The organism is Lonsdalea britannica (assembly GCF_003515985.1).
In the GTDB taxonomy this organism is placed as follows: domain Bacteria; phylum Pseudomonadota; class Gammaproteobacteria; order Enterobacterales; family Enterobacteriaceae; genus Lonsdalea; species Lonsdalea britannica.
This window is the reverse complement of record NZ_CP023009.1, coordinates 2,667,683-2,693,983: the sequence shown is the minus strand read 5'-3', so window position 1 is coordinate 2,693,983 and position 26,301 is coordinate 2,667,683. Positions and strand designations below refer to the sequence as shown.

General features: G+C 52.7%; 27 protein-coding genes and 1 pseudogene. 7 read left to right on the top strand and 21 right to left on the bottom strand.

The window, feature by feature from the left end; genetic code table 11:
* Positions 1 to 3 precede the first annotated feature (3 nt).
* From CKQ53_RS12365 to yceD, 18 genes and pseudogenes are all read right to left on the bottom strand, one after another.
* The gene (locus tag CKQ53_RS12365; protein ID WP_094117974.1) at positions 4 to 852 is read right to left on the bottom strand and encodes a phosphotransferase; all 849 of its coding nucleotides are present in this window, start codon (positions 850 to 852) and stop codon (positions 4 to 6) included.
* A 6-nt stretch (positions 853 to 858) separates the two neighbouring features.
* Positions 859 to 1,443 carry a penicillin-binding protein activator LpoB gene (gene lpoB / locus CKQ53_RS12360; RefSeq protein WP_094117973.1) on the bottom strand — a complete coding sequence of 195 codons (585 nt, stop codon included), beginning with the start codon at positions 1,441 to 1,443 and terminating at the stop codon, positions 859 to 861.
* A gap of 91 nt (positions 1,444 to 1,534) precedes the next feature.
* The gene (gene hinT, locus CKQ53_RS12355; RefSeq protein ID WP_094117972.1) at positions 1,535 to 1,885 is read right to left on the bottom strand and encodes a purine nucleoside phosphoramidase; all 351 of its coding nucleotides are present in this window, start codon (positions 1,883 to 1,885) and stop codon (positions 1,535 to 1,537) included.
* A gap of 108 nt (positions 1,886 to 1,993) precedes the next feature.
* Positions 1,994 to 3,054, bottom strand: a pseudogene (locus CKQ53_RS12350) (malate/lactate/ureidoglycolate dehydrogenase).
* A gap of 153 nt (positions 3,055 to 3,207) precedes the next feature.
* A complete protein-coding gene (gene ptsG, locus CKQ53_RS12345) occupies positions 3,208 to 4,641 on the bottom strand; it encodes a PTS glucose transporter subunit IIBC (protein WP_085650875.1) in 1,434 nt (477 codons plus the stop codon).
* 303 nt (positions 4,642 to 4,944) lie between these two features.
* Positions 4,945 to 5,754, bottom strand: a complete 810-nt coding sequence (locus CKQ53_RS12340; RefSeq protein ID WP_085650876.1) for a metal-dependent hydrolase — start codon at positions 5,752 to 5,754, stop codon at positions 4,945 to 4,947.
* 18 nt (positions 5,755 to 5,772) lie between these two features.
* On the bottom strand, positions 5,773 to 6,786 hold the full coding sequence (gene holB, locus CKQ53_RS12335) for a DNA polymerase III subunit delta' (protein WP_094117970.1): 1,014 nt from the start codon (positions 6,784 to 6,786) through the stop codon (positions 5,773 to 5,775).
* Positions 6,786 to 7,439: a dTMP kinase gene (tmk, locus tag CKQ53_RS12330; RefSeq protein ID WP_094117969.1), complete on the bottom strand. Its 654-nt coding sequence runs from the start codon at positions 7,437 to 7,439 to the stop codon at positions 6,786 to 6,788. Before tmk ends, holB begins: the two co-directional genes overlap by 1 nt.
* Positions 7,429 to 8,457, bottom strand: coding sequence for an endolytic transglycosylase MltG (mltG, locus tag CKQ53_RS12325; protein WP_085650879.1), 1,029 nt, complete (start codon positions 8,455 to 8,457; stop codon positions 7,429 to 7,431). The genes tmk and mltG overlap by 11 nt, the downstream gene beginning before the upstream one ends.
* 9 nt (positions 8,458 to 8,466) lie before the next feature.
* Positions 8,467 to 9,267, bottom strand: coding sequence for an aminodeoxychorismate lyase (gene pabC / locus CKQ53_RS12320; RefSeq protein WP_094117968.1), 801 nt, complete (start codon positions 9,265 to 9,267; stop codon positions 8,467 to 8,469).
* A 126-nt stretch (positions 9,268 to 9,393) separates the two neighbouring features.
* Complete coding sequence (fabF, locus tag CKQ53_RS12315; protein WP_085650881.1) at positions 9,394 to 10,635, bottom strand: beta-ketoacyl-ACP synthase II; 1,242 nt, start codon at positions 10,633 to 10,635, stop codon at positions 9,394 to 9,396.
* Positions 10,636 to 10,713: 78 nt separating this feature from the next.
* Positions 10,714 to 10,950, bottom strand: coding sequence for an acyl carrier protein (gene acpP, locus CKQ53_RS12310; RefSeq protein WP_012765204.1), 237 nt, complete (start codon positions 10,948 to 10,950; stop codon positions 10,714 to 10,716).
* Positions 10,951 to 11,103: 153 nt separating this feature from the next.
* Positions 11,104 to 11,838, bottom strand: a complete 735-nt coding sequence (gene fabG, locus CKQ53_RS12305) for a 3-oxoacyl-ACP reductase FabG (protein WP_085650882.1) — start codon at positions 11,836 to 11,838, stop codon at positions 11,104 to 11,106.
* 12 nt (positions 11,839 to 11,850) lie between these two features.
* On the bottom strand, positions 11,851 to 12,780 hold the full coding sequence (gene fabD / locus CKQ53_RS12300; protein WP_118895307.1) for an ACP S-malonyltransferase: 930 nt from the start codon (positions 12,778 to 12,780) through the stop codon (positions 11,851 to 11,853).
* A gap of 20 nt (positions 12,781 to 12,800) precedes the next feature.
* Positions 12,801 to 13,751, bottom strand: coding sequence for a beta-ketoacyl-ACP synthase III (locus CKQ53_RS12295; RefSeq protein ID WP_085650883.1), 951 nt, complete (start codon positions 13,749 to 13,751; stop codon positions 12,801 to 12,803).
* Between the two features lie 6 nt (positions 13,752 to 13,757).
* Entirely contained in the window at positions 13,758 to 14,801 is a 1,044-nt protein-coding gene (plsX, locus tag CKQ53_RS12290) for a phosphate acyltransferase PlsX (RefSeq protein ID WP_085650884.1), read from the bottom strand.
* Positions 14,802 to 14,827: 26 nt separating this feature from the next.
* Entirely contained in the window at positions 14,828 to 14,998 is a 171-nt protein-coding gene (rpmF, locus tag CKQ53_RS12285) for a 50S ribosomal protein L32 (protein ID WP_026740382.1), read from the bottom strand.
* Between the two features lie 17 nt (positions 14,999 to 15,015).
* Positions 15,016 to 15,537, bottom strand: coding sequence for a 23S rRNA accumulation protein YceD (gene yceD / locus CKQ53_RS12280; RefSeq protein ID WP_026740383.1), 522 nt, complete (start codon positions 15,535 to 15,537; stop codon positions 15,016 to 15,018).
* 138 nt (positions 15,538 to 15,675) lie between these two features.
* Here yceD and CKQ53_RS12275 point away from each other — a divergent pair, with 138 nt between their 5' ends.
* Entirely contained in the window at positions 15,676 to 16,263 is a 588-nt protein-coding gene (locus CKQ53_RS12275; RefSeq protein WP_085650885.1) for a Maf family protein, read from the top strand.
* Between the two features lie 46 nt (positions 16,264 to 16,309).
* Here CKQ53_RS12275 and rluC read toward each other — a convergent pair whose 3' ends face one another.
* The gene (rluC, locus tag CKQ53_RS12270; RefSeq protein WP_085650886.1) at positions 16,310 to 17,266 is read right to left on the bottom strand and encodes a 23S rRNA pseudouridine(955/2504/2580) synthase RluC; all 957 of its coding nucleotides are present in this window, start codon (positions 17,264 to 17,266) and stop codon (positions 16,310 to 16,312) included.
* Between the two features lie 574 nt (positions 17,267 to 17,840).
* Between rluC and rne the strand changes: the two genes are divergently transcribed.
* Entirely contained in the window at positions 17,841 to 20,954 is a 3,114-nt protein-coding gene (gene rne, locus CKQ53_RS12260) for a ribonuclease E (protein ID WP_094117967.1), read from the top strand.
* Between the two features lie 80 nt (positions 20,955 to 21,034).
* On the opposite strand, the gene CKQ53_RS12255 is transcribed toward rne, so the two are convergent.
* On the bottom strand, positions 21,035 to 21,322 hold the full coding sequence (locus CKQ53_RS12255) for a putative quinol monooxygenase (RefSeq protein ID WP_085650888.1): 288 nt from the start codon (positions 21,320 to 21,322) through the stop codon (positions 21,035 to 21,037).
* A gap of 184 nt (positions 21,323 to 21,506) precedes the next feature.
* Between CKQ53_RS12255 and pyrC the strand changes: the two genes are divergently transcribed.
* The 5 genes from pyrC to CKQ53_RS12230 all read left to right on the top strand — a co-directional run bounded on the left by pyrC (position 21,507) and on the right by CKQ53_RS12230 (position 25,082).
* Positions 21,507 to 22,550: a dihydroorotase gene (gene pyrC, locus CKQ53_RS12250; protein ID WP_094117966.1), complete on the top strand. Its 1,044-nt coding sequence runs from the start codon at positions 21,507 to 21,509 to the stop codon at positions 22,548 to 22,550.
* A 107-nt stretch (positions 22,551 to 22,657) separates the two neighbouring features.
* The gene (gene dinI, locus CKQ53_RS12245; protein WP_085650890.1) at positions 22,658 to 22,909 is read left to right on the top strand and encodes a DNA damage-inducible protein I; all 252 of its coding nucleotides are present in this window, start codon (positions 22,658 to 22,660) and stop codon (positions 22,907 to 22,909) included.
* A 395-nt stretch (positions 22,910 to 23,304) separates the two neighbouring features.
* On the top strand, positions 23,305 to 23,559 hold the full coding sequence (gene bssS, locus CKQ53_RS12240) for a biofilm formation regulator BssS (protein ID WP_026740390.1): 255 nt from the start codon (positions 23,305 to 23,307) through the stop codon (positions 23,557 to 23,559).
* 363 nt (positions 23,560 to 23,922) lie between these two features.
* Positions 23,923 to 24,477: a cytochrome b gene (locus tag CKQ53_RS12235; protein ID WP_094117965.1), complete on the top strand. Its 555-nt coding sequence runs from the start codon at positions 23,923 to 23,925 to the stop codon at positions 24,475 to 24,477.
* A 26-nt stretch (positions 24,478 to 24,503) separates the two neighbouring features.
* Entirely contained in the window at positions 24,504 to 25,082 is a 579-nt protein-coding gene (locus tag CKQ53_RS12230; protein ID WP_085650892.1) for a YceI family protein, read from the top strand.
* A 50-nt stretch (positions 25,083 to 25,132) separates the two neighbouring features.
* On the opposite strand, the gene trhO is transcribed toward CKQ53_RS12230, so the two are convergent.
* Entirely contained in the window at positions 25,133 to 26,191 is a 1,059-nt protein-coding gene (trhO, locus tag CKQ53_RS12225) for an oxygen-dependent tRNA uridine(34) hydroxylase TrhO (RefSeq protein WP_085650893.1), read from the bottom strand.
* Positions 26,192 to 26,301: the final 110 nt, after the last annotated feature.

Here is a 26,301-nt window from a genome sequence, read left to right as displayed (position 1 = left end):
CCTTTACCAGGGCAAGCCTAATCGCAACCGCAACGGCGTTGCGGCCTGCAAAAATATCGTCTGACGCGTCTGCTGCCAGCGCACTTCGTACCACATCAGCATCAGGAAATCGACCCACGGCAGCCACTGCTTTATCCGTTCGCTGAGTATCCGCGGCGACATGTTGGGCCATTGGCGACAATACTCCGCCAGGAAACGCTGTTGTCGTTCCTGCGTTAGCGTGTTTGCCCGGAACAACGCCGCCAGTTCTAAAGCGATATCGCCATCGGCCGCATATTCCCAATCAATGAGATGCCAGTTTTGCGCATGTTGAACGAGGTTGCCCGGATGTACGTCCAGATGCAACGGGGCGAGGATGAACGCGGGCGGTAAGGGGCGGCTTAGCCATCGTTTAAGGTGATGCAGCAGCGTTGGCGTACGCCGGGCGGGACACATGTTTTGCCAGTGGCGAGCCAACAATGTTTTCAGCGGCAGCGGAAAACCGTAGCGAGGTTGATGATGCAATGCCGCCAGCCGGGCCGCCAGCTCGCCGTTGTACAACAGATCGACGAACTGCGATTCCGTGGCAACGCTCCCGTCTAGCCACTCCACCAGCAGCCACTGATTACATAGGCCCACAGGCCCCGGCGCCAGTCCGGCTGCGGATAGCTGCCGCAACACCCGGAATTCACGCCGACGGTCTCCGCCCAGCTGCGCGCCATGTCGGGTTTGCTCACGAGCAATCCAGTCGCCTTTGGGCGTGTGGACTCGCCAGCTTTCTGCGCTCAGTCCTCGCACCTCAGACAAATAAAAACCGGCGGTCGACGCCGGTTTTTGTTGTTCAAGCAACGCAAGGAGCGCTGATTGACTCATCGGACCTTACTCATGAATCGCGCCGCTGCCGGACCAGACAATTTCACCCGTCTGAACCAGCATCAATTGCAGCTCAAGCTCAGGGGATTTCGCGTCACCGCTCGCGTCACTATAAAGCACATACTGCGCCCCGACGTAGCGGGCCAGGCCGATCGCTTTGCTGCGCGATCCCAAACTGTCTTCCGAAGACAGACCTAACGTCTGCCGCGCCACACCCAGCTGCTGCCGAGATACCAAAGTAAACACCGGATTGGAACCCAGAGCGTTGTATAGAGCCGAGGTCGCTTTCCCGGTCTGCAAGGAGCCGTTGGTGCTGTTTTTCACATTATCGAGCAGGAGTAAACTGCCTTTAGTCACCCCGTCCGCCTTCAACATCTGATCGACCAGCGGAGAAACACTCGCCTGCCAGTCCAGAGGAGACTGAAGTTTAGGTGGCGAAGGTACCGGCTCAGACTGAGGAGGCAATGGCTGCGAAGGCACTGTCGGCTCTGCCGGTTGAACGGGAGCAGGCGGCTGCTCTGGTTGTTGCTGACGGCTGGTACAACCCGCAGCGATCAGCGCAAGCAGCAGTACGCCCAGATATTTCTTCATGATTTTCCTCTCAACGACCTCAAGCAGAAATGACGACACGCTAATGAGCCGTAACGACGTAGCGATACGTTTTTTGTGACAACGTCACAAATTAAATGGACAGCAACGGACCCAGCGCACACCCACCCAGCAGGTGCATGTGCACATGGTAGACTTCCTGCCCGCCATGACGGTTACAGTTGATGACCAGCCGGTAGCCATCCTCGGCGATCCCTTCCTGCCGGGCGATTTTGCCCGCCACCGTAATCATACGTCCCAGCGCGGCTTCATGCTCGGCCGTCGCATCGTTGACGGTAGGAATCAGAACATTCGGTATGATGAGAATGTGGGTGGGTGTGCGCGGAGCAATGTCACGAAACGCGGTGACCAAATCGTCCTGATAAACCACATCCGCTGGAATTTCCCGGCGGATAATTTTACTAAAAATCGTTTCCTCAGCCATGATAATTGTCCTTTTAATACCCGCGCCTTCTGGCGCATTGCTGTGAAGTATGAGCGATAAATCTGATGATTTTCAACCCTCTTCGTTTTTTATTACCGCATCGGCGAATTACAGAGCAAACGCGGTTTCCGGCATGCCGAGCGAACACCCTGCTTCGACAATCTTCCGCCACTCCTGGTCGGATATCGTGATGCCTTCAACCGTGCGTTGGCGGCAGGCCTCAATCTCGGGCTCACCCGCAATCAAGATCGGCGCGTCAGGGTCGGGAGTACGCGAAGATCGCACATAGTCCAGCATGGCATCATATTCCCGCCGCAACCACTCCATCCCGACCAGCTGCGCGGGATCGATCACGATGGTCGTCATGTTATTCACGATAGCGCCGGCGCGCTCATTCTCTGGTTGAATGGTTCCGCCGCCGGACAAAATACCGGCCAGCAGTTCGGCGGCCAAAATCAATCCTCCCCCTTGTGTCTGGCAATAGGCCGCAGCGCGCCGGGCTTCGCTTCATCCCACATCACGCTGGGATCGTTGGTCAAATGACCTTCATTATCAAACATGACTTCTTCGTCGAAAGTTTTTCCTGCCAAATAAGCCACGCGTGTTTTACCTAGCGCCACCATGCTGGTCGCAAAATCAAGAATGAACGGTGGGTTTTCGCCGCTGCCGGGGAACGCAATGCAGATGGGGTTGGTGCCGAAACGACTTTCGCTGCCGCTAAACGGCGCCACGATGGGCGGAAGATCGTTAACGTTGACGAAGTGTATGGCAATCAGCCCCTCGTCGGCGGCCATCTCGCCATAGGTGCCGATGCGTCCGAGGTGGCAGGTCGACGATAGCGTCATCAGACATACGCCCGTCGTTTTGACGCGCCCGATAGCTGCTTGCATCGCCTCTTTGCCCGTACGCTGACCAAAACCACGATCGCCACTGAACTGCAATACGGCACCGGCGTCTTTGATCAGTCGCGCGGGCGTGTTGGGGTGCATAGCACCCTGCCCGATGAAGTGGACATACTCCGGCAGCATCCCGACGCCGTGGCTATCATGTCCCTTCAAATTGGCGCCGACCAGATGCGCGGCAACACAATCGGCTTCACTTTCATCACACCCCAGCTGCTGCAATAACTGCTGTGCCACCCGCGTTAAACGTTGTGCTGATATCTGCATTGTTATTTTCCCAAGCATAAGTGATGGGATTATCCTACTGCCGAATCTCATCTCAAGGGAATGTTCTTGTGTCTGCGTTTGTTCAGCGGGTGAATCGCGGCCATTAAAAAAGGGGCTTTCGCCCCTTCGTTTGATACGTTTACAGTCTGGCTATCAGCTGTTGCGGATAAAGTCGTCCATATCCGTTTTCAGGTTATCAGACTTGGTACCGAAGATAGCCTGCACCCCTGAGCCTGCGACAACGACGCCCGCAGCACCCAGGCTTTTCAGACCCGCCTGATCCACTTTGGTGACATCCGCTACGCTGACACGCAGACGCGTGATACACGCATCCAGGTTGGTAATGTTGTCTTTACCGCCGAACGCCGTCACCAGCGCCGCCGCCATTTCACCGCCGCCAGCAACAGATTTGTCTTCTGACGCTGCTTCGCGACCCGGCGTTTTCAGATTCAGTTTGGCAATCAGTACGCGGAAGAGTGTGTAATACACCAGCGCGTAGCCCAGACCGACGATCGGGAACAGCCACAGTTTGCTGCCGTTACCGCTCAGGACGATGAAGTCGATGAGACCATGCGAGAAGCTGGTACCGTCACGCATCCCTAACAGGATACAGATCGGGAACGCCAGTCCAGCCAGAATGGCGTGGATGACATACAGCAACGGCGCGACAAACATGAAGGAGAATTCAATCGGCTCGGTGATCCCGGTCAGAAATGCCGTCAGCGCAGCTGAAATCATGATACCAGCGACTTTGGCACGGTTTTCTGGTCGTGCGGAGTGCCAGATAGCAATCGCCGCTGCCGGCAGACCGTACATTTTGAACAGGAAGCCGCCGGACAGTTTACCCGCGGTCGGGTCGCCCGCCATGTAGCGAGGGATATCACCGTGGAAAACCTGACCCGCTGCGTTAGTGTATTCACCAATCTGCATCTGGAAAGGAACGTTCCAGATGTGGTGCAGACCAAACGGCACCAGAGAACGTTCAATCAGACCATACAAACCAAACGCCACCACCGGGTTCTGGTAAGCGGCCCACTGAGAGAATTCCTGAATCGCCGTACCAATCGGCGGCCAAACGAAGGACAGCACCACACCCAGCAGAATGGCGCACAGACCAGAGATGATCGGCACAAAACGTTTACCGGCAAAGAAGCCCAGATATTCAGGCAGCTTGATGCGGTAGAAACGGTTGAACATATAGGCCGCGATGGAGCCGGCGATGATCCCGCCGAGAACCCCGGTATCAGCCAGATGCTTCGCGGCAATCTCTTCTGCAGGCATATGCAGGACAAGCGGTGCAACCACAGACAACGTTTTCACCATGATGCCGTAGGCAACCACGGCGGCGAGGGCGGAAACCCCGTCGTTATTCGTGAATCCCAACGCCACGCCGATGGCGAAGATCAACGGCATATTGGCAAAGACAGATCCACCCGCTTCCGCCATTACGTGAGAAACAACGGCGGGCAACCAGCTAAAATTGGCCGCACCGACGCCCAGCAGAATACCTGCGATGGGCAGCACGGATACCGGCAGCATTAGCGATTTACCTACTTTCTGCAGGTTTGCAAATGCATTCTTGAACATAATTGAGTGTGCTCCTGAGTGATAGTGCTTTACTTCTGATACGTCATGCGAAGGTGGGAGGATATCCTTCAGAGTGCTAAGGATGTCTCAGCATCCTTTTATTTTTTACGCAGAGTAAAATAAATGTTGAGCCGAATGTTTGATAGCTGTCACGTTTCAACACAACAACACGCTGTATATATTACGGAAGTTGCATTTTTTGTGATCAATATCTAAAAACCCAAACAAACTCCAGGCATCTTTCTGGAGACAGACTACCTATCAGCCCAATTAATTACGGGGTTCGAAAAAACCCAACCATTCTTATCCACCATTAGGGGGGGTCAACTGTGCAGGGTCGATGTGGAAAAGGTCTGCAAAGTTAGCGCTGGTGGTTTCAGCCAGCGTATCGACGCTAACATTTTTAAGCACAGCAAGATACTCCGCCACATCGCGAACATAGGCTGGCTGGTTCTCTTTGCCGCGATACGGCACCGGCGCCAACCAGGGAGAGTCCGTTTCGATCAGCATACGATCCAGCGGCACATACCGCGCCACCTCGCGCAGCGCTTCCGCGGTGCGGAAGGTCACGATACCGGAAAATGAGATATAGAATCCCATATCCAGCAGTTTCTCCGCGGTGTCTTTATCTTCGGTGAAGCAGTGCAAAACCCCGCGGCATTCGTTGGCTCGTTCCTCCGCCAGAATCGCCAGCGTATCAGCACGCGCTGAACGCGTATGGACGATAACCGGCTTGTTCAACTCACGTCCGATACGAATATGCTCGCGGAACGAGGCCTGCTGACGGCCGATGGCCTCCGGGTCCTGTTCATAGTGGTAATCCAGACCGGTCTCACCCAGCGCAACCACCTCCGGCAACGCAGCCAGCTCACGCAATTCAGCGTAATCATAAGGTTCTTCCATGCTGAGAGGGTGCACGCCGCAGGAAAAGGCGACGTTGTTCCTTTCGCCGATCAAGGTTTTCATCGAGCGGAAGCCCGGCAACGTCGTCGCGACGGCCAGGAAGAAACGGACATCCCGCTCTTCGGCTTTCGTCAGCACATCAGAGACGTCTCGGTGCAGAGACTGATAATCAAGACCATCGAGATGGCAGTGGGAATCAACTAACAACATAATGGCGATCCGATAGTTTTAGGCAATAAATGGATGAGGTAACCGGGGAGACGGTTCAGATAAACTCTGTTCCCAGTCGAGCAACAGCGAGGTCAGCAGCAGTTCCCGATTGGCTCCCGTGATAGTGCGGAGCTGGTGGCGACACTGCAGCCAACGCCGCAGCGCGAATAACAATTGGTCAGGCGTCAACGCCCTCGCCAGCTGTTCGACCAGCGCAAGCTGATCCTGATTGACCAGATGTGTACTTGCGCTCTGATGACATTTCAACGCATCTAAAAATAGCGAAGCGACCCAATGAATACGTTCATCGGTGTCGTCTCCGTTCAGTGGCGTCACCAGCGATAACATGTCCCGCCGAGCCAGACAGGTCGAGAGCGACTGACACAGCGTGAGGCGAGGTTTCCATTGTCCCGGTTGCAGCAGATGTTCCGCCGCCAGTGGCGCTCCCGCATACAGTCTCAGCGCTGTATGCAACGCCGGCTCGTCCGTATGTCCGCGTTGACGCAGCCAATGCATGGCGTGCGCTTCCTCAGGGACAGGCAAGTAATAGTAAGAACACCGGCTGCGCAGCGTCGCCAATAGCCGCGACGGCTCCCGGCAACCCAGAATGAAATAGGTTTCCTGAGGCGGCTCCTCCAGCGTTTTCAACAAGGCGTTAGCCGCCGCTTCGGTCAATAACTCAGCCTGAGGCAGGCTGACAACTTTCGCCCCGCCCTGCCGCGAGCGCTGATACACTTTTTCGAGCACCGTCCGCACCGCATCCACACCCAGGCTCTGCTTGCCTTTTTCCACGGTGATGGTGTGCCAGTCCGGATGCGTGCCCGCACTCATTAACTGGCATGAGTGGCAATGCCCGCAGCTTTTCATCCCCTCAGGCTGTTGGCACATTAACCAGCGGCTCAAGGCATAGCTCAGGGAAGACTCGCCCATTCCGGCCAGCGCATGAATAAGCAGCGCATGGTGACCTCGACCCGCTTGGTGCTGCGTCAACAGTTGGCGGTAGGGCGCATTCAGCCACGGGTACCACTCCATCAGCCCGGTTCTCCGCAGGTCAGGCCAAGATGCGTCAGCCACTCGGCAAGCGCCTGATGGATATCTTGACTCACGTTCTCCAGCGTTTGCCCGGCATCGATCGTCACAATACTGGAGTCGGCAGCGGCAAGCGCCTGATAGCGGGCTCGGGTACGGTCGAAGAACGCCAGCGACTCCTGCTCAATACGATCGAGCGCACCGCGCTGACGCGCACGCTGTAAGCCAACGGCGGGAGGAAGATCGAGATAGAGAGTCATGTCAGGGCGAAAATCTCCCAGCACCGTATCGCGCAGTGACGTCATCAAGGCTTGATCCATTCCGCGACCTCCGCCCTGATAAGCCTGAGAAGAGAGATCATGACGATCGCCAACCACCCAGGCGCCTCGCTGCAAGGCAGGCTTAATCACGTTTTCCACTAATTGGACGCGCGCGGCGTAGAGCATCAACAGTTCGGCTTTGTCCGTCAGTTTTTCACCTTCAATCCCTTGTTTAATCAGGGTTCGCAATTGCTCAGCCAGCGGCGTACCGCCCGGCTCACGGGTGAAGACGACATCTTCGATGCCAAACTGACGCAGGGTGGCCACCACCACATTACGAGCGCTGGTTTTTCCGGCCCCTTCCAGCCCTTCGATGACGATGAATTTACTGTGCATGCTTTTCCTTTACGGCTACCGACGCGTTACGGTATTCCCGTACCGCGCGATTATGGTCGGATAAATTGGTGGTGAACGTATGTCCCCCCTTTCCATCCGCAACAAAATAGAGATAGTGCGTTTTTTCCGGATGCGCCGCCGCGTCCAACGACGCTTTTCCCGGCATGGCTATCGGCGTCGGCGGCAGACCACTAATGACGTAGGTGTTATAGGGTGTCGGCGTATCCAGAGCGCTGCGCGTGATGGTGCCATTATAGCGTTCTCCCATGCCGTAAATCACCGTAGGATCCGTCTGCAAGCGCATTCCTATCCGTAGGCGATTGATGAATACGGATGCAATCAAGGCTCTTTCGCTGCCAATAGCGGTTTCCTTTTCGATGATCGACGCCATCGTCAGCAATTCTTCCTTGTTTTTGTAGGGCAGTCCGTCCTGACGTCCCTGCCAGACTTCGTCGACGATTTTATCCATACGCTGGTAGGCCCGCGTCAGCACAGCTTTATCCGTCATGCCCGCAGTGTGCAGATAGGTGTCCGGATAAAACCAGCCCTCAGGATTACTTAGATCCTTGATACCCAGCGTCTCGGCAATCTCTTGAGTGCTCTTGCCGGTCAACGTTTTTTTGAGGTACGGCGCCTGCTGTATCGCCGCCAGCCAGTCACGTAGTCGCGATCCTTCAACAAAGCGGATGGCGAACTGCGCCTCTTTACCGCTGTCCAGCAAGGCCAACATTTGGCGAACCGTCATTCCGGGCTGAAGGCGGTAGGTACCGGCTTTAAAGTTGGCCAGATCGGGCTCCAACCGCAACAATACGGGGAAACGCCAGCTGGCAGACAGAATCTGCTGTTGCGCCAGTTGCTGTTCCAGCGCGTCGTGACCCGCTCCCGCCGGGAGAGTAAAAATGGTTTCCTGAGTGATCTTCAGCGGAGCGGCGGCGAACTGCTGCACCTGTTTCCACAGGGCAATGGCGCCAACGACCACCAGACCAATACATCCGATCCCGATTTTCAATCTCTTCATAACATTCTATTACTCACAGTTAGGGCTCAGAAAGTCATACAACTCTCGTGAGCGATAACACCAGGCTTCAGCCCGGTTGACAGAAATGAGTGGCATCAAAGCATTACAGATAATCACTTCGTCAGCCGTTGCCAATGCTTCCAACGGCGCGGAGACGACCTGCAGCTGATAGTCCGATTGCTCCAGCAATTCCATAACATGGCGACGCGTCAGGCCATCGACGCCGGACTGCGAAACGTCCGGGGTAAACACCTGTTTGCCGCAGCGCCAGAATAAATTGGCCGCACAGCATTCCACTAGCCTGTCCTGAGTGTCAAGCACCAGAGCCTCGTCAGCCTCTTGCTGGTCAAGGTGTCGGCGGATCATCACCTGTTCGAGACGATTAAGATGTTTTATGCCGGCAAGGAGTGGGCTTCGCGCTAATCTTACCGGGCTGAGCGCTAAAGAGATGCCATCCCTGCGCCAGTGCTCGTAATGCGCGGGATAAGCCGTATTCATGATCATCCTCACTGGTGCCTTACATCCCTGAGGACTATACCCCCTTCCCCCGACCCCACGCGTCACGACCGCTTTTACCACTGCGCTCGCCTTGCCTTCGGCAGCCTGTTGCATCTCTGCCGACAGCCGATCCCAGTAGATTTCCGGGAACATAAGTACCTTCGCCGCATGCTGGAGCCGTTGGATATGGCGTTCGAGCCATACCACACGGCCGTTGAGCACACGGGCCGTGGTAAAACAACCGTCGCCGTACTGCACGCTGCGGTCAGATGCCGGCAAATTTTGCTCTAACACCCCATTAATCAACCACATATATTCACTTCCTCTTTAGAAGAACAAGAGAGAGTCCAGACTAGCGGACAGGGAAAAATAACCCTAGCTGATTTTCTTCAGATAAAAAAAAGCCCGGAAGATCCGGGCTTTCATCAAGCTCACACGTCAGACTTTGCGGAAGACCAATGAACCATTGGTACCACCAAATCCGAAGGAGTTACACAGCACGTATTCCATGCCTGAAACCTGACGAGCTTCATGCGGCACGAAGTCCAGGTCGCAACCCTCATCCGGGTTATCGAGGTTGATCGTCGGCGGGATTGCCTGATCGCGCAGCGCAAGAACACACATAATGGATTCCACTGCACCAGCCGCACCCAGCAGGTGACCAGTCATTGACTTGGTCGAACTGACCATCACGCGTGACGCGCTCGCGCCAAAGACAGACTTGACCGCCTGAGTTTCGGCTTTATCGCCGACCGGGGTCGACGTGCCGTGCGCGTTGATATAGCCCACTTGTTCCGCAGTGATATTGGCATCGCGAAACGCGTTGACCATTGCCATCGCGGCACCAGAACCATCCGACGGCGGTGACGTCATGTGGTACGCATCACTGCTCATGCCGAAACCAGTGATTTCAGCATAAATTTTAGCGCCACGACGTTTCGCATGCTCATACTCTTCCAGCACCATAATACCAGCGCCGTCGCCCAGAACGAAACCGTCCCGGTCTTTATCCCACGGACGGCTTGCCGCCTGCGGATCGTCGTTGCGGGTTGAAAGCGCACGAGCTGCGCCAAAACCACCCACACCTAACGGAGTACTTGCTTTTTCTGCACCACCGGCCAGCATCGCGTCAGCATCGCCATAAGCGATGATGCGGGCAGCATGTCCGATGTTGTGTACGCCAGAAGTACAGGCCGTCGCAATGGAGATGCTAGGACCTTGCAGACCCAACATGATGGTCAGATGACCGGCAACCATGTTGACGATGGTGGAAGGGACAAAGAAAGGACTGATTTTACGGGGGCCGCCACGTACCAATGCCGCGTGGTTTTCCTCAATCAGTCCCAGACCGCCAATACCCGAACCAATGGCAGCACCAATACGTCCGGCATTGGCTTCTGTGACTTCGAGGCCCGAATCTTTCATAGCCTGAATACCGGCCACGATGCCGTACTGAATGAAGGCATCCATCTTGCGAGCATCTTTACGCGAGATGAATTCTTCACTGTTAAAGTTTTCGACTAAGCCTGCAAAACGTGTTGCATAGGCACTAGTATCGAAATGATCGATGGGTTTGATACCACTCTGACCGGCAAGCAAAGCCTTCCAAGTTGACTCAACTGTGTTGCCGACAGGAGATAACATGCCCAGACCAGTCACAACTACACGACGCTTAGACACGCTGATCCTCCAGGGAGGGAAAATACTGAGGTATTAAAGGAAACTTAGGCGGTCGAATGACCGCCTAGATATGTTCATTTACTGCTGGTTTGCCTGGATGAAATCAATTGCTGCCTGAACAGTAGTGATTTTTTCGGCTTCTTCGTCTGGAATCTCGGTATCAAACTCTTCTTCCAGAGCCATTACCAGCTCAACGGTGTCAAGAGAATCAGCGCCGAGGTCATCAACGAAGGAAGCATTGTTCACGACTTCTTCCGGTTTAACACCCAGCTGTTCAACGATGATTTTCTTAACGCGTTCTTCGATAGTGCTCATACTCTTAAATTTCCTATCAAAACTCGCTTTCGCGATGGTTTTCGTAGTGTATAAAATGTTGAAAAAGATGCAACAAAATCAGTACTGGTCGAGCCAGGATTTTGTGCTTTTTGCAGATTTCGCTGCAAATTCAAGCAAATATGATCTGACGTGTCAGATCATATACATGCCGCCATTAACATGCAATGTTTCACCGGTGATGTAACCCGCTTCTTCAGAAGCTAAGAACGTAACAGCACTGGCAATTTCTTTCGCATCACCCAGGCGTCCAGCAGGAACACCAGCCAAAATGCCCGCACGCTGCTCATCTGTCAATGCTCGCGTCATATCGGTTTCAATAAAACCAGGCGCGACAACGTTGACGGTTACGCCACGCGAGGCCACTTCCTGCGCCAGCGATTTGCTAAACCCAACCAGCCCGGCTTTAGCAGCGGAATAGTTGGACTGCCCAGGGTTGCCACTGGTGCCGACCACTGAACCGATGGTGATGATACGGCCGAAACGCTTTTTCATCATGGAACGCAGAACGGCTTTGGACAAGCGAAATACAGAACGCAGGTTCGTATCCAGCACATCCTGCCACTCTTCGTCTTTCATGCGAATCAGCAAATTATCACGGGTGATACCCGCGTTATTCACCAAAATGTCGATATCGCCGAATTCCGACTTGATGGAAGCCAAAGTCGCTTCGATCGAGGACATATCCGCGACATTCAGGACATAACCTTTACCGTTGTCGCCCAGCCATGCGCTGATATCGGCGGCGCCTTTTTCGCTTGTCGCCGTCCCCATCACTCTCGCGCCACGCGCAACCAGTGACTCAGCGATAGCACGACCGATGCCACGGCTGGCACCCGTTACGAGAACAATTTTTCCGTCAAAGCTCATCATCTATTCCGTTTATTGATCAAGGGCTGTTGATAAGGAAGCAGAATCATTGACTGCAGACGCAGTCAGGGTATCTACGATTCGTTTGGTCAGCCCGGTCAGTACTTTGCCCGGCCCAACTTCTAGCAGTTTCTGTACGTCCTGCGCCGCGATGTACTCAACGCACTCTGTCCAACGGACAGGGTTGGAAAGCTGACGCACCAGCGCGCTTCGAATAGCTTCCGGCGACGTTTCAGCACGGACGTCGACATTGTTCACGACAGGAATTTGGGGCGCGTTGAACGTGACATTCTCCAGCGCTTCCGCGAGATTACGTGCAGCAGGCTCCATCAGGGCGCAGTGGGAAGGCACGCTGACCGGCAGCGGTAGCGCTCGTTTCGCTCCAGCAGCCTTACAGGCGGCACCGGCACGCTCAACAGCTTCTTTGTTGCCTGCGATAACCACCTGCCCCGGAGAATTAAAGTTCACCGGTGAGACAACTTGTCCCTGAGCGGCTTCGGCACAGGCCGCCGCGATGGTGTCGTTATCGAGGCCGATAATGGCATACATGGCGCCCGTATTTTCCGGCACCGCTTCCTGCATCAGTTTGCCGCGTAATTCCACCAGGCTGACCGCCTGCTTGAAGTCCATTACGCCAGCGCAAACCAAAGCAGAATATTCGCCCAGGCTGTGGCCTGCCATCAGTGCGGGCGTTTTACCGCCCCGCTGCTGCCAGGCGCGCCAAATGGCGACCGATGCGGTCAATAGCGCCGGCTGCGTCTGCCAGGTTTTATTCAGTTCTTCTACCGGGCCCTCTTGGGCCAGTTGCCACAAGTCGTAACCCAGCACGGAGGAAGCTTCATCGAATGTGTCCTTGACTACCGGATTCGTCTCCGCCAGTTCAGCCAGCATGCCGACTGATTGGGAACCTTGTCCCGGGAACACCATTGCAAAATGCGTCATAATCAGAAAGTCCTGTTTAATCAAAAACGAACCAGAGCAGAACCCCAGGTAAATCCACCGCCGAATGCTTCGAGTAGTACCAGCTGTCCGCGTTTGATACGTCCGTCGCGCACAGCTTCATCCAACGCCGCGGGTACTGAAGCGGCAGATGTGTTGCCATGACGATCAAGCGTAATCACCACTTTATCCATGCCCATGCCCAGTTTTTTGGCCGTCGCATTGATAATCCGCAGGTTCGCCTGATGCGGAACCAGCCAGTCTAGCTCGGTTTTGTCCAGTTTTGCCGCTACCAGCGTTTCTTCAACGATGTGAGCCAGTTCTTTGACAGCAACTTTGAATACTTCATTGCCCGCCATTGTCAGGTATTCCGGCGTTTCGTTAGTGCGCGCCTGGTACGGTAGAGACAGAAGCTGACCATAACGGCCATCGGCATGCAGATGCGTAGAGAGGATGCCCGGCTCTTCGGAGCGGGATAACACAACGGCGCCTGCGCCGTCGCCGAACAGAATCAGCGTTCCGCGATCTTCTGGATCCAGCGTACGCGTCAACGCGTCGGCGCCGATCACCAGAGCATAATCCACGGAGCCACTCTTAACATACTGGTCAGCTACGCTCAGCGCGTAGGTGAAACCTGCACAGGCCGCTGCCAAATCGAATGCAATCGTGTCCTGAATGTCCAGCATCTGCTGAACCTGGCAGGCTGAGCTCGGGAATGCATGACTGGAAGAGGTCGTTGCAACAATCAGCAAGCCGACTTTGTCTTTATCGATATCGGCCATTTCGAGCGCTTTTTGCGCCGCATGGAAACCCATGGTGGCCACACTTTCGTCCGGCCCTGCGATTCGACGTTCGCGGATACCGGTGCGAGTCACGATCCACTCGTCGGACGTATCCACCATTTTCTCTAAATCAGAATTCGACCTGATTTGTTCGGGCAAATAGCTTCCCGTTCCAATAATTTTTGTATACATGTAAGCTCAATCACTTTTGGGTAATACAGACGTGAGTCGTGCGGCGATCCTTTCGGGAATCTGTCGTTGTACCGTCTGCACTGCCTGTTCAATCGCTACCGCAAACGCATTCGGGTTTGCAGCTCCATGGCTCTTTATCACTGTCCCACGTAATCCTAGCAGACAAGCCCCGTTATAGTGGTCAGGGTTCAGGTGTCCAAAACGCCTGGATAGACGTTTTTGTAACCAGCGTCCCAATAATTTCAGCCACCAAGACTGTTTTTGTCTACGATCTGAACCTGATGAGGATTTCAGAAGAGACAGAAACATTCTAACGACGCCTTCCATCGTCTTTAGCGTGACATTACCAACGAACCCATCACACACCATGACATCCGTTTTACCGGTCAGCAACTCATTGCCTTCAAGATAACCGATGTAGTTGATAGACGATGTCGCTTTCAAACGCGCGGCAGCTCCGCGGATGTTGTTTAGCCCTTTACTTTCTTCTTCGCCAATATTTAACAGCGCCACTCGGGGATTACTGAGTCCCAGAACCTCTTCCGCCATGACGGCGCCCATCACAGCAAACTGCACTAGCATGGTGCTGTCGCACTCCACGTTGGCACCGAGATCCAAAACGACCGTTTTCCCATGCTGTTGATGTGGCAACACGGTTACCAGCGCCGGACGTTCAATACCATCAACCGGCTTCAACAGCAATTTGGCCAGCCCCATCAGCGCTCCGGTGTTTCCAGCACTCACGCAAGCCTGTGCACGCCCTTCCTTGATGAGCTCCAATGCAATACGCATAGAAGAGCCTCGGCTGGCGCGGATAGCTTGAGATGGTCTGGCATCGCCCGCTATTACCGTTTCAGCCGGTACGATTTCCAAACGGGAAAACAGGGAGGAATCGACTTTGCTAAGTAATGGAGTGAGCGTTGTAGGATCGCCAACCAGCAGCAGATAAAGATTGGGATTAGAAGCCAGTGCCTGCAATGCAGCAGGCACTGTTACGCAGGGGCCAAAGTCCCCGCCCATTGCATCTAACGCCAGAGTTAGGCGTGTCAAAGCATTTCCTTGCGTTTAAGCAGGAATTACTTAGCAATGACCTTGCGACCGCGGTAGTAGCCATCCGCAGTTACGTGGTGACGCAGATGAGTTTCGCCAGAAACTTTATCTACGGATACGGCAGTTGTGGTCAGAGCATCGTGAGCACGACGCATACCACGTTTGGAACGGGTTGGTTTATTCTGTTGTACGGCCATGGACCTTACTCCTTCAATTACTTACGCTTTAAACTAGCTAATACGGCAAATGGATTTGGTTTCTCCGCCTCTTCAGGCAGTTTGCCAAACACCATGTCCGCTTCGGACACTTCACAGTGTTCAGAATCATGCACCGGTGCGATGGGCAATGAAAGAATAATTTCATCTTCTATCATCGCCAGCAAGTCGACTTCACCGAACTCATTGACCTGAATCGGTTCGTACGCTTCCGGCAGAGCTTCGGCCTGCTCATCACTGATGACCGGGCTAAAACATAACGTGGCATGGACCTGATGTTCGAAAGGCTTGCCACAGCGCTGGCACCGTAAGGTTACCGCCACATCGGCACGTCCATCGATAACAGCCAAACGCTGATTATCAATGTTGAACGATAAAGCCGCTTCGACATCGCTATCCACACTAACCACTGATTCGGCAACACGCATCACCTGTTCAGCTGTATAGACACCAACATAATCTAAACGCTTTTGAGCAGTGCGAGCCGCGTCGAGGGTTAAGGGTAATTTTACCTTTTGCATAGGGCGCGCATATTAGCGTCGTAACGACATAGAGTCAAAGGAAAAGGTGGGGAATGGAAACTTTCGTGAGGGTTAGCCTCCGCCGCCAAACGCAGTTTAGAATAAGCCGCATGTTCAGGTCACGATTTTACAATAACTATGCCTAATATTGTTCTCGCATCAACATCACCATACCGTCGCGCATTACTCGAAAAACTCGCTATTCCTTTCCAGTATGCATCACCTAATGTTGATGAAGCCCCCTGTCCTGAGGAAGATGCACCCACCCTGGTGAGACGTCTGGCGATGTCCAAAGCGCGATCGTTAGCTGACGCCTACCCCAACCATCTAATTATAGGCTCCGACCAAGTCTGTGTGTTGAACGGAAAAATAACCGGCAAGCCTCACGATCGTGATCGCGCTATCGCTCAGTTGAGTCAGGCTAGCAGTCGTCACGTTACTTTTTATACCGGACTGGCGCTGTATAACAGCCAAAGCGCGCATATGCATTCTCTGGTTGAGCCTTATGAGGTCCATTTTCGCGCGTTAACGAATAAAGAGATAAATAACTATATAGAGAAGGAACGACCTTTCGACTGCGCGGGAAGCTTTAAGTGCGAGGGCCTCGGTATTACGCTGTTTGAAAGACTTTCGGGACGCGATCCCAATACACTCATCGGGCTACCGCTGATTGCGTTACTCGACCTGCTACGACAGGAAGGCGTGAACCCTCTTTTAATAGCCTGACACGTATTTTTACCGCACCTGACTCATCGCCAGGTGCGGTCCTCAACTACTGCTTATGGTTGCGTAAGCGTTGCAGGCATCGGCGTAACGCCTCATCTAACGGTGCTTCTACCCGTAACGTCTCGCCGGTGTTGGGATGCTCGAATTTTAGAGCCTGTGCGTGCAGGAACAGGCGTTTAAGGCCCGTACTCGCCAGTTGATTGTCAAACTCCCGATCGCCGTAACGATCGTCGAATGCAATAGGATGGCCCGCATGGAGGGTGTGTACACGGATCTGATGCGTACGCCCGGTCACTGGGCTCGCTTTGACCAAAGTCGCATGCTCGAACCGCTCTTCGACCTTAAAGCGTGTCTCAGACGGTTTTCCTTCACTATTGACTCGGACAATACGCTCACCGCTTTGCAAGATATTCTTCAGCAGTGGTGCCTGCACCACTTTGCAATGCGATTGCCATTGCCCACGCACGAGCGCGAGATAATCTTTCTGCATCCCTTTGCTTCGCAGCTGTTCATGAAGCGCACGCAAAGCCGACCGTTTTTTAGCAACTAATAGGACACCAGATGTGTCTCTATCTAAACGGTGTACCAGTTCCAGGAAGCGGGCTTCAGGCCGCAGCGCCCTCAAACCTTCGATCACGCCAAAGCTGAGACCACTGCCTCCGTGGACAGCCGTCCCTGAGGGCTTGTTAAGCACCAACAGGTAATCATCTTCATAAATGATGCAATCCGCCAATGCCGACACTTTGGCCAGCCCCGCGGAGACCGGCGCATCTTCACGTTCGGACGTTCTCACCGGTGGGATGCGGATCAGGTCGCCGTCGAGCAATTTGTACTCCGGCTTCACCCGCTTTTTATTTATGCGTACTTCACCTTTGCGCAAAATACGGTAAATCATGCTTTTCGGCACACCTTTCAATTTCGTGCGCAGAAAATTGTCGATGCGTTGACCGGCCTCTTCGTCGGAAACCGTCAAAAATTGTACTGATGGGTTATCTGTTTTCATGTGCCAGAATTCTAAAGAGCGTGGGTAGATAGCGCCACATCTTTTTCTATGCTTAACTGTGAGTCTGACTTATGAAGTTAATAGTCAGCTTCTGTAACAGTGACGATGCGCGAATTTCGTACATTGCTGTCTCAGAGCGGGTGATAACTTCATTTTGACAGGCAAAGTCACCTTGCTATCGGCGTGTCAGCAATGGAATAATGCTTCGGCTTTCCGCGCTGTTTACCTGAAAAACAAGGGAAATTGCGGAAATATCATATTTGCCTGATGAGTCACAACGCAGCAATGGCGTAAGACGAAGCGATTTATCAAGCAGTTAGCGAGCTGCGGTAAGCAGTTTGGCCGGCAAATGGAATCAGATCTGGCACCTATTTTCAGAAGCTGTTCCCACAATAAATGCGCTGTTTTCCATCAGGAAATACAGGCTACCGAAACATGCGTCTCTATGCAGACGACAACCGGGAGGTTGACGCCCCTGCGATAAGCCACGAGGCCATCGGTTCATTCCGGTCATACCCCGCTTTCACCGGCAGCTCTATCCATAATGCAAGTTAAGAATAACGAGTAAGTTACGATGAAAAGAATGTTGATTAACGCGACTCAGCAAGAAGAGTTGCGTGTTGCCTTGGTTGATGGTCAACGCCTCTATGATCTGGATATTGAAAGCCCGGGTCATGAGCAAAAGAAAGCAAACATTTATAAAGGTAAAATCACGCGTATTGAACCGAGTCTCGAAGCCGCTTTTGTTGATTACGGCGCTGAACGACACGGTTTTCTCCCCCTCAAAGAAATCGCACGCGAATACTTCCCCAGTCACTATGCTTCCCATGGCCGCCCAAACATCAAAGATGTTCTGCGCGAAGGCCAGGAAGTTATTGTGCAGGTGGATAAAGAAGAACGCGGCAACAAAGGTGCGGCGCTGACGACGTTTATCAGCCTTGCCGGTAGCTACCTGGTTCTGATGCCGAACAACCCACGTGCCGGCGGTATTTCACGCCGTATCGAAGGGGATGACAGGACCGAGCTGAAGGAAGCGCTGAGCTCTCTGCAGTTGCCTGAAGGCATGGGCCTGATTGTACGTACGGCCGGTGTAGGCAAATCCGCAGAAGCCCTGCAATGGGATCTGGCGTTTCGCATCAAACATTGGGAAGCCATCAAGAAAGCCGCAGAAGGTCGCCCTGCGCCGTTCCTGATCCATCAGGAAAGCAATGTGATCGTTCGCGCATTCCGCGACTATCTGCGCCCGGACATCGGCGAAATCCTGATCGACAACCCCAAAATTCTGGAACGCGCCAAGGAGCATATCGCCTCTTTGGGTCGTCCCGATTTCAGCAGCAAAATTAAGTTGTATAGCGGTGAAATCCCACTTTTCAGCCACTATCAGATCGAATCCCAAATAGAATCCGCCTTCCAACGTGAAGTGCGCCTGCCTTCTGGCGGCTCCATTGTTATCGACACCACCGAGGCGTTGACGGCTATTGATATCAACTCCGCACGTGCTACCCGCGGCGGCGATATTGAAGAAACCGCCTTCAACACTAACCTGGAGGCGTCCGATGAAATCGCCCGTCAGCTGCGTCTGCGAGATTTGGGCGGTCTGATCGTTATCGACTTTATCGATATGACGCCAGTCCGCCATCAGCGCGAAGTTGAAAACCGTCTGCGCGACGCCGTCCGTCAGGACCGTGCCCGCATTCAGATTGGACGAATTTCACGTTTTGGTTTGCTGGAAATGTCGCGTCAGCGCCTGAGCCCTTCTCTGGGCGAATCCAGTCATCACGTTTGTCCGCGTTGTAGCGGCACCGGGACTATTCGCGATAATGAATCCCTGTCTCTGTCTATCCTGCGTTTAATCGAAGAAGAAGCGCTGAAGGAAAACACCAAAGAAGTCCAGGCGATTGTGCCGGTGCCGATCGCTTCCTATCTGCTGAACGAAAAACGTGACGCGGTCAACGCTATCGAACAACGTCAGGGCAGTGTTCGCGCGGTCATCGTACCGCATGACGGTATGCAAACGCCTCACTACTCCGTCGTACGTATCCGTAACGGTGAAGAGAAGCCAGCCCTGAGCTACATGCTGCCGCAAATGCTGGATGCGGAAGTTCAGCAGGCGCAAGAAGAGCAGATTGCCGAACGCAAGATCCCTGAGCAACCGGCACTAGCGACGTTTAGCCTGCCGGATAACCTTCCGACAGAAACGCCGACACCGGCCGCCGCCCATAATGCACAGTCCGCTGCGCCTCAGAAGTCCGGTATCATCCGTCGTCTGTTCGGCTCGTTGAAAGGTATGTTCGATGCACCTCAGGCGACGGCGGAAGAAACACCGCAACAGCCTCAGGCTAAAGAAAACGAAACAAACGAAAGCCAACCGCGTCAGGAACGTCGCAACAACAATCGCCGCCAATCCGGCAATCGTCGTGACCGTAATGAGCGGACACCGCGCGAAAACCGCGAACCACGCGACGATCAGCAGCGTCGTAACAACAAGCGGACGCAAAACGCAACGAATGACACACAAACTCCGGCCGTCGATGCACAGGAAAAAGCAGCGCGCGAAGAGCAACGTCGTGAGCAACGAGCGGAACGTCAACGTAACCGTCAGGAAGACAAGCGCCAGGCTCAGCAGGAAGTCAAAGAGCTGAACACGGCAGCTGAAACTGAAGTGCAGACGCCAGAGCAGGAAAAACCGGCTCAGGTGATGCCGCGTCGCCAACGTCGTCAGCTCACGCAGAAAGTTCGTGTTGTTGATGACGCAGATACCGCTGCCGCAGCTAAACCGGCCGTTGAAGCAACTCCGGTTGCGGAAGTCGCCGCACCGGCCACCTCAGAAACCAGCTCGGAAAACAACGCTGGAGATAACCGTGATAACAACATGCCGCGTCGTTCACGCCGATCACCGCGCCATCTGCGTGTCAGCGGACAGCGTCGTCGTCGTTACCGTGATGAGCGTTACCCGGTACAGTCTCCGATGGTTGTCGAACAGGCGGCTTCTGCGCCGGAAATGGCCTCGGGCAAAGTGTGGATTCACTACCCGATTACGCAACCTCAACCTGAAGCGCCAGAAACCGTGGTTCAGGAAGAAGATGCGATCACCATTCCTACGGTCACGGAATACGAGTTGCTGTCCAGCTCCATCGCGGAAGAAATCGTAGAGGAAAACAACGAGTCGACGGAAGCCCAGAGCAGCGATGTGATTGCTCCGGAAGAAGAAGTGACCGCGCAACTGCCGTTGGAAACCCGTGTATCGCGTGAAGAAAGTGCCTCTGAGGATGCGGATGACAGCGCCAAAAAAGCGGAAGAAGCGAGTTCAGAAGAGTCAGCGCCGGTTCAAGACGCCGCTGCGAATCATGCCCACGCGCCCGCCGCTGAACCTGTTGCGCCGGTAACAGAAGAGACCGCCGAGGCGGTTGAGGAACACGTTGAGCAGCCCGTAGAAACGGCGCCGGTCCTGACCGAGAAACCGGTCGAGAAAGCGATTCAGCCGACACCTGATGCGCAGCCGAGCTTTAAACATCACGCCAAAGCGCCGATGACTAAAGCACCAGCGCCACAGTATGTGCCTGAAGAGCCGAAATCCAGCGACTGGCAGCGCCCTGCGTTCGAGTTCACCGGAAAAGGGTCTGCAGGTGGCCATGCTTCGGTTAACCGCGCCAGCGCCCCGGCAACCAAGCCTACCGTTGAAGAGTAACGATAAAAAAAGCACCACATAACTTACGTGGTGCCCGTTGTATCTCTGGAATGCCCGTCATTGACGGGCATTTTTTTTGCTTAAGCGACCTGGGTCATCAGTTTGATGTCGACAGAAACCGTCTTACCTTCCATATCTGCAACCAGTTTCTGGAAATGAGCTGTCTTCTCATGCGTCTCTAATGCTTCTTTGTTTTTCCAGCGTTCGATGAAAACAAAAGCACCTGGCTTATCGATTTCCGCATGCAGGTCGTACTGCAAATTACCGGCCTCTTTGCGGCTAGGTTCTACCGCTTTGGTTACCGCATCCGCGATTTCTTTCAAGTACTCTGGTTTTGCCTGAAGGCAAGCGACGACACGAATTTCCATTTTTTTCCTCTTCTCGCATTTTGCGAATGTATTAGATCTTTTAATATGAAACGCCAATAAAAGAAGAATTTCAACCACTTCAAAACAATCGGGTGCATTTCAACCACTTTACGCTTATGCTTGTCACCCGCCGTAATCAGTCTTATGACCGCTATGTTAATCACTGACCGCCGGAGCATAATCCATGACCCCCGTCCCAACCGTCCTGAAAATTCGTCGTCCCGACGACTGGCATCTGCATCTCCGTGACGATGACATGCTAAATGCGGTATTACCCTACACCAGCGCCGTTTTTGGCCGCGCTATAGTTATGCCTAACCTGACACCGCCCATCACCACCGTCGCGGCAGCAGAGGCCTATAGAACGCGCATTCTTGCCGCCATCCCTTCCGCTCATCATTTCCATCCCCTGATGACTTGTTATTTAACCGACACGCTGGACCCGCGCGAGCTGACCGAAGGGTTCGACCAAGGGGTATTTACGGCGGCCAAGCTCTATCCCGCGAACGCGACCACCAACTCGAGCCACGGCGTGACGGACATACGCGCTATCTATCCGCTGCTGGAGCAAATGCAGAAGTTGGGGATGCCCTTGTTAGTGCATGGCGAAGTTACGGATCCCGAGGTGGATATTTTTGATCGTGAGGCTTACTTCATCGATCGCGTCATGGAACCTGTGCGCAAGCAATTCCCCGCCCTCAAAATCGTTTTCGAACACATCACGACCCGCGACGCGGCGCACTACGTTTTAGCAAACGATGAGTATCTGGCAGCCACCATTACGCCACAGCATCTGATGTTCAACCGCAATCATATGTTGGTGGGCGGAATACGTCCCCACCTGTACTGCTTACCTATACTGAAACGAAATGTACATCAGCAAGCCCTGCGCGACGTCATCGCCAGCGGTTCAGAAAAATTCTTTTTGGGAACAGACTCTGCGCCCCACCTGCAGCATCGCAAGGAGTCTTCGTGCGGCTGCGCAGGCGTGTTTAACGCTCAGGCTGCGCTGAGTGCGTATGCCACCGTCTTCGAAGAGATGGGAGCGCTGGAACACCTGGAAGCGTTTTGCTCTCTTAATGGACCTCGTTTCTATGGTCTCCCCATCAATGATGACTTTATTGAACTGCATCGGGAGCCGATCACTTTCCCTGAATACATTGATGCCAAAGGACAAAAACTCATTCCCTTTATGGCAGGACAGCAGCTCAACTGGTCTGTCCGGTAACCTTACCCTGCCGGAAGGCAGGGAAAATTCGTCTTTCTTCGACTTTATGCCTCTTGCGTTTTAATAGGGACAACTGTATAAACAAACAGTCCCGTATGGAGGTCATTATGCGTGTTGAAGTCACTGTAGCAAAAACCGTTAAGTTGCCCGCCGGCGCCATTGACGCCTTGACTCAAGAGCTGAGTCACCGCATTCAAACACATTACCCGGATACCTCTGTTTTGGTACGTTATGCCGGGTCGAATAGTCTCAGTGTTTTCGGTGGCAATAAGGATGATAAAGAGAAAATCACCGAGATTCTGCAAGAGACTTGGGAAAGCGCTGACGATTGGTTTCTTTCCGGACTCGACACAGACTAAAAGTTTGTCAATTCTTCTTTTTTCACCGCAACCTTCTCTTTTGTCATAAATGCACTCGTTTTTTGGATAGAAAATTCGAGTGCTATTTAATTAAATCAGCAATATTCTCAAAGAGTCTTATCAAAAAAATAACTATTGCGTATTGCTGAATGAGCAGGCTTAAAAGAATTTGAATTGTAAGTCTATTCTGACCGCACAATGATTAAGTTATTCTGGCCAGCCCCCATCCATTCATTGGTTAAATAAAGAACAAAAAACGACCTGCTTTGCGATTGTTTACAATAAAATTCCATAAATACAGTCAGGAGCGATATACTCATTAAGTTATTGTAGATAGGAGTCACCTAGAACCTCGTTTAGTCACTCATGCTAGTAACTAGTCATAAGGGGTAATCATGGATATAAAAAGTGAAGTTATTCAAACACATCCACTTGTGGGTTGGGATATCAGCACCGTTGACAGCTACGATGCAATGATGATCCGCTTACACTACCTCTCTACCGCGGACCAGGCTCCCGATGAAGCTCAGGTTGATCGTACTTTGTGGTTAACCACCGATGTGGCAAAGCAACTCATTAACATTCTTGAAGCGGGCATTGCCAAAATCGAATCAAATGAATTTGAGCCCATTGATTATCTAAAGCATTAAATTTTCTTTTTCTGTAGTACGTTATTATCACCATAGACACCGTCTCCCGAGGCGGTGTCGCCTTTTATATCAATATAAAATCTCACGAACATCTCAATAATTCACATCTCTAATTATTTTCACTCCCGATATGTTGCTCACAGTTTAAAAATTAAGGCATTTTTATTTTTCGCATCAAGGTCGATGACGACTATTATTTTAAGCAATCCATATGATGTTCTGAATGAGATAGGGACAGCTCATTCAAAATGATTGATAAATAAAATCATCATGTTAAAAGCAATAATTTTGTATTGCTTTTATTTTTACCTGTGTTTAATTTTCTCCTGACTTGATAGCAACTTCACGATAAGGAATGTGGTCATGCTTTGGCGCAATACGTCAGCTCGATATGGTCATATCAGCGTGCTGCTTCACTGGATCGTCGCACTGGCTGTCTACGGCATGTTTGCGCTAGGCCTGTGGATGGTTTCGCTTGGCTATTACGATACCTGGTACCACAAGGCACCTGAGATACACAAAAGTATTGGTATCCTGCTTTTTATTGTCGTGCTGTTCAGGGTGATATGGCGCAAAATCAGCCCGGCTCCTTCGCCGCTTGCCAGTTATTCACGACTAACCCGAATAAGCGCCACGCTCGCACATATTCTGCTTTATCTTCTGCTGTTCAGTCTCCTCATCAGTGGCTATCTCATCTCCACGGCAGAAGGTCAGCCTATTTCAGTATTTGGCTGGTTTTACGTTCCTGCCACGCTTAGCGGGCTCAGGGATCAGGCGGATATAGCTGGAAATATCCATTTTTATCTTGCATGGGGCATCGTCATTTTGTCGGTTCTGCATGCATTAGCAGCACTGAAGCATCACTTCATTGATCGTGACGGCACGTTAAAGCGGATGTTGGGACGCAGCGGCCATTAAACCTCGGGATTGTTAGGAGAAAACCAATGTTAAAGAAAACGCTATTGGGTTTGTTACTGGCTTCATCAGTTTCCTACGCGGGTTCCGCCCTTGCTGCGGATTATAAAATTGATAAAGAAGGCCAGCATGCCTTCATACAATTTAGAATCAAACATTTGGGCTACAGCTGGTTGTATGGCACGTTCAAGGATTTCGACGGGACCTTCACTTTTGACGAAGCGAATCCCTCAGCGGACAAAGTGAATGTCACGATTAAAACCGACAGCGTGGACACCAACCATGCTGAGCGTGATAAACATATCCGTAGTGGCGATTTCCTGAACGTAGCGAAAGCGCCTTTGGCGACCTTTACTTCCACCGAAGTGAAAAAGCAGGGTAATGATTTGGATATCACCGGCAATCTGACATTAAACGGCGTCACCAAACCGGTCACGCTCGATGCCAAACTGCTGGGACAAGGGGATGATCCGTGGGGCAACTATCGCGCAGGCTTCGAAGCCACAGGGAAGATCAAGCTCAAAGACTTCAACATCACAACGGACCTGGGGCCCTCTTCACAAGACGTTGAGCTCATTATTTCACTTGAAGGTGTTCGTCAGAAATAATTCAGCCAAAAGAGAGCCCCTGACGGGGCTCTTCCTTTTTCTGAACGTTGCTACGCTTTCTCACCCTTCGTGGACGTCGGCAGCGCCGTATGCAGCAATCCCCGGGATTTATTGAAAATCTTCATACCGGTTTCCCTTTCACGCCTCAGCTTACGCTGTTCATCCAGCGGCAGCATGACTTCCTCCTGACAAGCAGGACCACAGCAACCTTGATATTTTTCCGCACACTGAGGACATTGTATAAAGAGCAAATGACATCCCTCATTACGGCAGTTTGTGTGCGTATCGCATGAGGCGCCACACTGATGGCAATGAGCAATCACCTCATCGGAGACCCGTTCGCCCATACGCTCGTCAAAGACGAAGTTTTTACCAATGAACTTGAGGGGAAGTCCCTGAGCCTTTGCCTGACGGACATACTCAATGATCCCGCCTTCGACGTGGAACACATTTTTATACCCATGATGCAGCATATAAGCGCTGGCTTTTTCACAACGAATACCGCCCGTACAATACATGACGATGTTCTTTTCACGGTCGTCAGCTAACATTTCCGCGGCCATAGGCAATTGCTCACGAAAGGTATCAGACGGCACTTCCAACGCATTTTCGAAATGGCCTACTTCATATTCATAATGGTTGCGCATGTCGACAAACACCGTGGAAGGATCTTCCGCCATCCGGTTAACCTCTTCGGCTTTCAGATAATGGCCAACCTGTGACGGGTCAAACGTCGGATCATCAATCCCATCGGCCACAATCCGCTCGCGCACCTTCATCCTTAATACCCAAAACGATTTGCCGTCATCTTCCAGCGCAATATTCAGCCTGATGTTGTTCAGCGCAGGATGCGACTCATACAACCGCGTTTTGAACGCATCAAACAGGCTTTGAGGGACGCTAATCTGCGCATTGATCCCCTCTTTGGCAATATAGACACGGCCAAACACGTTCATCTCGGTCAACGACAGGTAGAGCGCGTCGCGAAATGCTTGGGGTTCGTCCAGCTGGAAGTATTTATAGAAGGAGACCGTGGTGCGAGGCTCGGTTTCAGCAAGCATGCGCGCCTTCAGTTCCTCATTGGAAACACGGTTATGTAACACTGGCATGGTGTACGATCCTGTTTATAGTGAGGTTAACGACATTAATTCTGTGTTAGCATTTTGTTGCCAACACAATAGCGCGGCATGATACACCAGCGCTTAGCCCCTGTCAGGCT

Bases quoted from the DNA above. Each gene is read 5' to 3' on its own strand.
- CKQ53_RS12365 (WP_094117974.1), bottom strand. From the start codon at position 852: ATGAGTCAATCAGCGCTCCTTGCGTTGCTTGAACAACAAAAACCGGCG.
- lpoB (WP_094117973.1), bottom strand. From the start codon at position 1,443: ATGAAGAAATATCTGGGCGTACTGCTGCTTGCGCTGATCGCTGCGGGT.
- hinT (WP_094117972.1), bottom strand. From the start codon at position 1,885: ATGGCTGAGGAAACGATTTTTAGTAAAATTATCCGCCGGGAAATTCCA.
- ptsG (WP_085650875.1), bottom strand. From the start codon at position 4,641: ATGTTCAAGAATGCATTTGCAAACCTGCAGAAAGTAGGTAAATCGCTA.
- CKQ53_RS12340 (WP_085650876.1), bottom strand. From the start codon at position 5,754: ATGTTGTTAGTTGATTCCCACTGCCATCTCGATGGTCTTGATTATCAG.
- holB (WP_094117970.1), bottom strand. From the start codon at position 6,786: ATGGAGTGGTACCCGTGGCTGAATGCGCCCTACCGCCAACTGTTGACG.
- tmk (WP_094117969.1), bottom strand. From the start codon at position 7,439: ATGCACAGTAAATTCATCGTCATCGAAGGGCTGGAAGGGGCCGGAAAA.
- mltG (WP_085650879.1), bottom strand. From the start codon at position 8,457: ATGAAGAGATTGAAAATCGGGATCGGATGTATTGGTCTGGTGGTCGTT.
- pabC (WP_094117968.1), bottom strand. From the start codon at position 9,267: ATGTGGTTGATTAATGGGGTGTTAGAGCAAAATTTGCCGGCATCTGAC.
- acpP (WP_012765204.1), bottom strand. From the start codon at position 10,950: ATGAGCACTATCGAAGAACGCGTTAAGAAAATCATCGTTGAACAGCTG.
- fabG (WP_085650882.1), bottom strand. From the start codon at position 11,838: ATGAGCTTTGACGGAAAAATTGTTCTCGTAACGGGTGCCAGCCGTGGC.
- fabD (WP_118895307.1), bottom strand. From the start codon at position 12,780: ATGACGCATTTTGCAATGGTGTTCCCGGGACAAGGTTCCCAATCAGTC.
- CKQ53_RS12295 (WP_085650883.1), bottom strand. From the start codon at position 13,751: ATGTATACAAAAATTATTGGAACGGGAAGCTATTTGCCCGAACAAATC.
- rpmF (WP_026740382.1), bottom strand. From the start codon at position 14,998: ATGGCCGTACAACAGAATAAACCAACCCGTTCCAAACGTGGTATGCGT.
- yceD (WP_026740383.1), bottom strand. From the start codon at position 15,537: ATGCAAAAGGTAAAATTACCCTTAACCCTCGACGCGGCTCGCACTGCT.
- CKQ53_RS12275 (WP_085650885.1), top strand. From the start codon at position 15,676: ATGCCTAATATTGTTCTCGCATCAACATCACCATACCGTCGCGCATTA.
- rluC (WP_085650886.1), bottom strand. From the start codon at position 17,266: ATGAAAACAGATAACCCATCAGTACAATTTTTGACGGTTTCCGACGAA.
- rne (WP_094117967.1), top strand. From the start codon at position 17,841: ATGAAAAGAATGTTGATTAACGCGACTCAGCAAGAAGAGTTGCGTGTT.
- CKQ53_RS12255 (WP_085650888.1), bottom strand. From the start codon at position 21,322: ATGGAAATTCGTGTCGTCGCTTGCCTTCAGGCAAAACCAGAGTACTTG.
- pyrC (WP_094117966.1), top strand. From the start codon at position 21,507: ATGACCCCCGTCCCAACCGTCCTGAAAATTCGTCGTCCCGACGACTGG.
- dinI (WP_085650890.1), top strand. From the start codon at position 22,658: ATGCGTGTTGAAGTCACTGTAGCAAAAACCGTTAAGTTGCCCGCCGGC.
- bssS (WP_026740390.1), top strand. From the start codon at position 23,305: ATGGATATAAAAAGTGAAGTTATTCAAACACATCCACTTGTGGGTTGG.
- CKQ53_RS12235 (WP_094117965.1), top strand. From the start codon at position 23,923: ATGCTTTGGCGCAATACGTCAGCTCGATATGGTCATATCAGCGTGCTG.
- CKQ53_RS12230 (WP_085650892.1), top strand. From the start codon at position 24,504: ATGTTAAAGAAAACGCTATTGGGTTTGTTACTGGCTTCATCAGTTTCC.
- trhO (WP_085650893.1), bottom strand. From the start codon at position 26,191: ATGCCAGTGTTACATAACCGTGTTTCCAATGAGGAACTGAAGGCGCGC.